Raw genomic sequence first — 6,677 nt, forward strand, 5'->3', positions numbered from 1 at the left:
CGGTGCTGTGAACTAGTGCTGTGAGAGCAGGCGCGCCAGCTCCTGCTCCACCTCCTGGCTGGCGACGAACAGCAGCTCGTCGCCGGCCTCCAGCGGGTCGTCGGCGGTGGGCACCAGCACCCGGCCCTCGCGCAGGATCGCGACCAGCGCCGCGTCGGTCGGCCACGGCACCGATCCGGCGCGCTGGCCCACCACGGGCGCGTCCTCGGCCAGCGTCAGCTCCACCAGGTTGGCCTGGCCCTGGCGGAACGTCATCAGCCGCACCAGGTCGCCGACGCTCACCGCCTCCTCCACCAGCGCGCTCAGCAGGCGCGGGGTCGAGACGGCCACGTCGACGCCCCACGACTCGTTGAACAGCCACTCGTTGTTGGGGTGGTTGATGCGGGCGACCACGCGCGGTACGCCGTACTCGGTCTTGGCCAGCAGCGACACCACCAGGTTGACCTTGTCGTCGCCGGAGGAGGCGACCACCACGTGGCAGTTGCCCAGGCCCGCCTCGTCGAGGGAGGCGATCTCGCAGGCGTCGGCCAGCAGCCACTCCGCCCGCGGCACGCTGTCGATCTTGATGGCCCGGGGGTCGATGTCGATGAGCAGGACCTCGTGCCCGTTCTCCAGCAGCTCGGCCGCGATGGACCGGCCCACGGCTCCCGCCCCGGCGATGGCGACGCGCATCAGTGGTCCTCTTCCGGTGCCGCGGCGAGCACCTTGTTGATCCGGTCCATGTCGTTCTCGGCGGCGACGACGTGCAGCACGTCGCCCTCCTGCACCACGGTGTCCTCGGCGACGACCAGCGACTCGCCCATGCGGTTGATGAAGGCGGCGCGGGTGCGCACCCGGGTCTCCAGGTCGACCACGCGGGTGCCGATCCACGCCGGGTGCACGGTGACCTCGGCGAGGATGACCGTGCCGGTGGGGTCGCGCCAGAGCGGCTCGGCGCCCTCAGGCAGGATGCGGCGCAGGATCTGGTCGGCGGTCCAGCGCACGGTCGCCACCGTGGGGATGCCCAGCCGCTGGTAGACCTCGGCCCGCCGGGGGTCGTAGATGCGGGCGACCACGTTGTCGACGCCGAACGTCTCGCGCGCCACCCGGGCGGAGATGATGTTGGAGTTGTCGCCGCTGGAGACCGCGACGTACGCGGCGGCGGACTCGATGCCCGCCTCGGTCAGCACGTCGCGGTCGAAGCCGATGCCGGTGACCCGGCGGCCGCGGAACCCGGCACGGAGCCGTCGGAACGCCTGCGGGTCGCGATCGATGATCGCCACAGAATGTCCGTTGTCCTCGAGGATGTGGGCCAGGGTCGAGCCGACCCGTCCACAACCCATGATCACGATATGCATACTCCCCCGAACTCCACGGTCGGCCGGTTCTCGACACCAGTATGGCCCGAGGGGGGAGCGCCGCGTTTAGGTCCCCAACATGGGGCTAGCATCTCGTTCTGTGGCGAAGGTAACGGATCTTGTCAAACGCGTGCTCGTGGGGCGCGCCCTGCGTAGCGGGCAACTCCACGAGCAACTCCTGCCCAAACGCATTGCTCTGCCGGTCTTCGCCAGCGACGCCCTCTCTTCCGTGGCCTACGCGCCGCAGGAGATTCTGGTCATCCTGTCGCTGGCGGGCGTCTCGTTCTACACCTACAGCCCCTGGGTCGCGGCGGCCGTCGTGGTCGTGATGCTGACGGTGGTGGCGTCGTACCGGCAGAACGTGCACGCCTATCCCAGCGGCGGCGGCGACTACGAGGTCGCCACCACCAACCTGGGCAAGAACGCCGGGCTCACCGTCGCCAGCGCCCTCATGGTCGACTACGTGCTGACCGTGGCGGTGTCGGTGGCCAACGGCGTCGACTACGTCGGCGCGACGATCCCGTTCGTCGGCGAGCACAAACCGGCGATCGCCATCGCCATCGTGATTCTGCTCACGGTGGTCAACCTACGCGGCCTGCGCGAGTCGGGGGTCGCCTTCGCCATCCCGACCTACGCGTTCATGGTCGCGGTGATCGGGCTGATCGCCTGGGGCGGCTTCCGGCTGCTCGTCCTCGGCGACGAGCTGCGGGCTCCCAGCGCCGGGTTCGACATCGTCCCCGAACAGACCAACCTGGCCACCTTCGCGGCGGTCTTCCTGATCCTGCGCGCTTTCTCATCCGGATGCGCGGCGCTGACCGGCGTCGAGGCCATCAGCAACGGCGTGCCCGCCTTCCGCAAGCCCAAGAGCAAGAACGCCGCCACCACGCTGCTCATGATGGGCGTGGTCGCGATCACCATGTTCGGCGGCATCATCGCCCTCGGCCTGGCCTCGGGGGTGAAGGTGGCCGAGCCGTCCGTGGTGGCGACCGACCTGCTCGGCCCCGACGGCAAGCCCGTCGGGCCCGGCTACTACCAGCAGCCGATCATCTCGCAGGTGGCCGACGCGGTCTTCGGCGGCGGCTCGTTCCCGTTCATCGTCATCTCCGCCGTCACCGCGCTCATCCTGTTCCTGGCCGCCAACACCGCCTTCAACGGCTTCCCCGTGCTCGGCTCGATCCTGGCGCAGGACAGGTACCTGCCGCGCCAGCTGCACACCCGCGGCGACCGGCTGGCCTTCTCCAACGGCATCGTCATCCTGGCGGCCGGGGCCTGCCTGCTGCTCTGGGGCTTCCAGGCCGACGTCAGCCGCCTGCTGAACCTCTACATCGTCGGCGTCTTCGTCTCCTTCACGCTCAGCCAGACCGGCATGGTCATCCACTGGACGCGCCACCTGAAGACGGAGACCGACCCCAAGATCCGGCACCAGATGCACCGCTCCCGCGTGATCAACTTCTTCGGCGGGATCATGACCGGGCTCGTGCTCGTGGTCGTGCTGCTGACGAAGTTCGTGGCCGGCGCCTGGATCGTGTGCATCGCGATGCCCATCCTGTTCCTCATGATGAAGGCCATCAGGCGCCACTACGACAACGTGGCCGCCGAGCTGGCGATCACCGAGGAGATCGACGAGTCGATGCTGCCGGCGCGGAACCACGCGATCGTGCTCGTCTCCAAGATCCACAAGCCGACCATGCGGGCGCTCGCCTACGCCCGCGCCACCCGGCCGTCCACGCTGGAGGCGATCACCGTCGGCGTCGAGGGCGAGGAGGCGCGCCAGCTCCAGGAGGAGTGGGAGCGCAGGAGCATCCCCGTCCCGCTGAAGATGCTGGACTCCCCGTACCGCGAGATCACCCAGCCGATCCTCGACTACGTCAAGACGCTGCGCCGCCGCTCGCCCCGCGACGTGGTGACCGTGTTCATCCCCGAGTACGTGGTCGGCCACTGGTGGGAGCATCTGCTGCACAACCAGAGCGCCCTCAGGCTGAAGGCGAGGCTGCTGTTCAAGCCGGGCGTCATGGTGACGAGCGTGCCGTGGCAGCTGCACTCGTCCGACCGGCTCAAGGGCCGCCCGGAGCCGTTCGCCCCCGGCGCGGTGCGCCGCCCCTGGTCTCAGACGATCAAGGACGACGAGGTCAAGACCCGCTGAGCACGGCCCGCAGCCGTTGCGTATCGGCCTGCGTCCACCCTGCCGGGGCCGCGACCGCCGCCCAGCCGTCGGCGATGTTCGCGCCGTACCGGTGCCCGTGCTCCGGCGGGACGGACAGCGCCGTCGACATGTCCACCAGCACCTGCCAGAACGTCACCAGCGGGAACCAGTTCATCTGCGGGTTGACGTCGGGGCCGCGCGGCGCCTCCAGCCAGGCGGGCCGGTGGTAGAGCAACCGGGGCGACCACCACACGACAGGGTCCGAGGCGTTCTGCAGGTAGACCACGTGGGGGTGCTGCCACGGGCCCTTCGGCCTGGCGAGGTCGGCGGGATACTGGGCGAACCGGGCGGTCCGGCCCTGTTGGTAGATCGGCCGCCACACCGGGCTGCCGGGATCGCGGTGGAAGGTGAGCTCGTCCCAGATGTGGTTGGCGTTCGGCGGCCCCACGAACAGCGCCCCGTCGGCCTTGGCCGCCAGGTCGGGAAGGTCGCGGAAGGCGTTCTCCAGCTCGTACGAGCCCAGGCTCTCGCCCGCCACCACCAGCAGCGGACGGTGGGCCACGGGCAGGGTCGCCCACCTGGCCCGCACCGCGTCGAACAGGGCCCGGCCGGCGACCGCCGCCTTGCGCTTGTCGACCAGGAACGACACCCAGCTCGGCAGGTAGGAGTACTGCATCGCGACCATGGCCGAGTCGCCGTTGTACATGTACTCCAGCGACTCGGCGATGTGCTGGTCCACCCAGCCGGTGCCGGTGGTGCCGAGGACGGCGAGCACCGGACGCTCGAACGCGCCGCTGCGTTGCAGCTCCCTCACGGCCAGCGCCGCCTGCTGCTCGGGCGAGGCGGTGGCGCCGAGCCCGACGTACACCCTGATCGGCTGGGCGGCCCGCTTGCCGGAGAACGCGGTGAGCTGCGCCGGCGTGGTGGCGGTGCCGGTGAAGTTCCTGCCCTCCCTGCCCAGCGACTCCCAGCTGACCAGCGAGCCGGGGCCGCCCGACAGCAGCGGCGAGGCGGGACGCTTGAGCCCCGGACGGGTGGTGAGATTGGTCACCGAGGAGACGTCGCTCATCGCGTTGACGAAGCCGGAGAACAGCACGTCGTTGGCGAACACCGCGACCAGTAAGGCGATGACGAGGATGCCGATGGCGTGGCCGACGTAGGCGTTGACGTAGCGGTCGAGCCAGTCGATCAGCCGCCGCCCGCCCAGCCGCACCAGCCGGGCGACGACCAGGAACACCGTGAACAGCACGGCCGACACCGCCAGGATCACCGGTGGGAACCAGCTGATCCGCGTGTCCATGCCCATCAGCGCGCGCAGGTCGCGCTGCCAGTCGTGGCTGTACCAGAGCGAGACGGCCACCAACCCCGTGGACGTGCCGATCAGCAACTGCCAGGCGTTGCGCCGCCACCGCTCGGACAGCCGGTACGAGATCACGGCCCGCCCCGCGGCCCCCACCGACGCCCCCACGGCGTAGCCGAGGATCGCGGTGACCGCGCCCATCACCCCCTGGTACTCCCACGTCCGGGGGAGCAGCGACGGCGTCAGGGAGGCGCAGAAGAACAGGACGGCCAGCAGTGTTCCCCCGAAACCGGGCCGCCGTCGCACCACCCGAATGCTCCCCACGATCACCTAGCGTAGCTGGTCAAGTCGGAAAGTAGCCGCCAAGGTCAGGGCATAGGGTGTCCGTGTGGAACAGGCATCTCTCGAGTTGACGGTAGGTCCGGTCGCGCACGGCGGCTGGTGCGTGGCGCGCCACGAAGGGCGGGTGGTCTTCGTCCGGCACGCGCTGCCCGGCGAGCGGGTGATCGCCGAGGTGACCGAAGAGACGGCCCGCTTCCTGAGGGCCGACGCCGTGGAGATCCTCGACCCGTCGCCCGACCGCGTCGTCCCGCCCTGCCCGTACGCCGGTCCTGGCCGGTGCGGCGGCTGCGACTGGCAGCACGCCACCCTTGAGGCCCAGCGCGCGCTCAAGGCCGACGTGGTGGCCGAGCAACTGCGCAGGCTCGCCGGCGTCGAACGCGAGGTCGTGGTGGAGGAGGTTCCCGGCGCCAAGGACGGGCTCGGCTGGCGCACCCGCGTGCAGTTCGCCGCCCGTCCCGACGGTGTTCTCGGCTTCCGCCGGCACCGCTCCCACGACATCGAGGCGGTCGACGCCTGCCTGATCGCGCACCCCGAGGTGGAGGCGGTCGGCGCCGAAGGGCACGACTGGCGGGGCGCCGCCGGGGTCGAGGTGATCGCCTCCTCCGGAGGCGACCGCGCTGTCGTCGTCACGCCCAAGCCCCGCCGTAGCGTGACGGTCCCCGAACTCGACGCCCCGGCGTCCATCCTGCTGCACCAGGGCAAGGGCCGCACGGTGCCACGCCGGGGCACGGGCGTCCTGCGCGAACAGGTGGGCGACCGCGAGTTCCGGGTGGCGGGTAGCGGCTTCTGGCAGGTCCACCCCGGCGCCGCCGAGACCCTGCTGGACGCCGTCCTGAGCTACGCGGCCCCCGAGCCGGGAGAGTGGGCGCTCGACCTGTACTGCGGCGTCGGCCTCTTCGCCGCGGGCCTGGCGGAGGCGGTGGGCCAGGAAGGCGCCGTCTTCGGCCTGGAGTCGGAGGAGGCCGCGGTCCGCGACGCCCGCGCCAACCTGCGCGACCTGCCGCAGGCGCGGGTGGAGCGCGGCCGGGTGGAGGAGGCGCTCGACCGCTTCCAGATCGAACGGGCCGACCTGGTGGTGGTGGACCCGCCGAGGGCCGGCCTCGGCCGCGACGTGGTCCACCGGATCGCCGCCCTGGAGGCCACCCGCATCGTCTACGTCTCCTGCGACCCGGCGACGCTCGCCCGCGACCTGGCCTGGCTGGCAGAGCTCGGCTACCCGCTGTCGGACCTGCGCGCCTTCGACGCCTTCCCGATGACCCACCACGTGGAGTGCGTGGCCCTGCTGGTCAGGCGCTAGGACGGGGCCGGCGCCGGGCCACGGCCGGAGCTGACGGCATGGGCCTCGCGGCCGGCGCGCTGCGCGCGTCCCGGCTCGGGCTGTGTCTCCCAGGGGCTCCGCCCCTTCGACCCCGAAAGGCATGGCCCTCGCTTCGCTCGGACGCCCTATAGGGCCGGGGGTTCCGGTGGCCTGCGGCCACCGGAACCCCCGGCCGTCGCGCGTCCGCGCGGGCCTGTGCCGCGTACGGCCGATAGTCGCCGCTGGTCGGGTGGCCGT

At 71.2% G+C, this 6,677-nt stretch carries 5 protein-coding genes; 2 read left to right on the forward strand and 3 right to left on the reverse strand.

Going from position 1 to position 6,677, the window contains the following annotated elements; translation table 11 throughout:
• Positions 1-12: 12 nt before the first annotated feature.
• Positions 13-672, reverse strand: coding sequence for a potassium channel family protein (locus ABT294_RS19870; RefSeq protein ID WP_350807461.1), 660 nt, complete (start codon positions 670-672; stop codon positions 13-15).
• Entirely contained in the window at positions 672-1,337 is a 666-nt protein-coding gene (locus tag ABT294_RS19875; RefSeq protein WP_350807463.1) for a potassium channel family protein, read from the reverse strand. Before ABT294_RS19875 ends, ABT294_RS19870 begins: the two co-directional genes overlap by 1 nt.
• A 100-nt stretch (positions 1,338-1,437) precedes the next feature.
• On the opposite strand from ABT294_RS19875, the gene ABT294_RS19880 reads away from it, so the two are divergent.
• Entirely contained in the window at positions 1,438-3,480 is a 2,043-nt protein-coding gene (locus tag ABT294_RS19880) for an APC family permease (RefSeq protein ID WP_350807464.1), read from the forward strand.
• On the opposite strand, the gene ABT294_RS19885 is transcribed toward ABT294_RS19880, so the two are convergent.
• Positions 3,467-5,104, reverse strand: coding sequence for an alpha/beta hydrolase (locus tag ABT294_RS19885; RefSeq protein WP_350807465.1), 1,638 nt, complete (start codon positions 5,102-5,104; stop codon positions 3,467-3,469). The two genes, ABT294_RS19880 and ABT294_RS19885, sit on opposite strands and share 14 nt — an antisense overlap.
• Before the next feature lie 64 nt (positions 5,105-5,168).
• Here ABT294_RS19885 and ABT294_RS19890 point away from each other — a divergent pair, with 64 nt between their 5' ends.
• The gene (locus ABT294_RS19890; protein ID WP_350807466.1) at positions 5,169-6,419 is read left to right on the forward strand and encodes a class I SAM-dependent RNA methyltransferase; all 1,251 of its coding nucleotides are present in this window, start codon (positions 5,169-5,171) and stop codon (positions 6,417-6,419) included.
• Positions 6,420-6,677 lie beyond the last annotated feature (258 nt).

Source organism: Nonomuraea sp. NPDC000554, from assembly GCF_040300065.1.
Taxonomy (GTDB): domain Bacteria; phylum Actinomycetota; class Actinomycetes; order Streptosporangiales; family Streptosporangiaceae; genus Nonomuraea.

Excerpts from the sequence above, each read along its gene's own strand:
- ABT294_RS19870 (WP_350807461.1), bottom strand. The coding sequence starts at position 672 with ATGCGCGTCGCCATCGCCGGGGCGGGAGCCGTGGGCCGGTCCATCGCG.
- ABT294_RS19875 (WP_350807463.1), bottom strand. The coding sequence starts at position 1,337 with ATGCATATCGTGATCATGGGTTGTGGACGGGTCGGCTCGACCCTGGCC.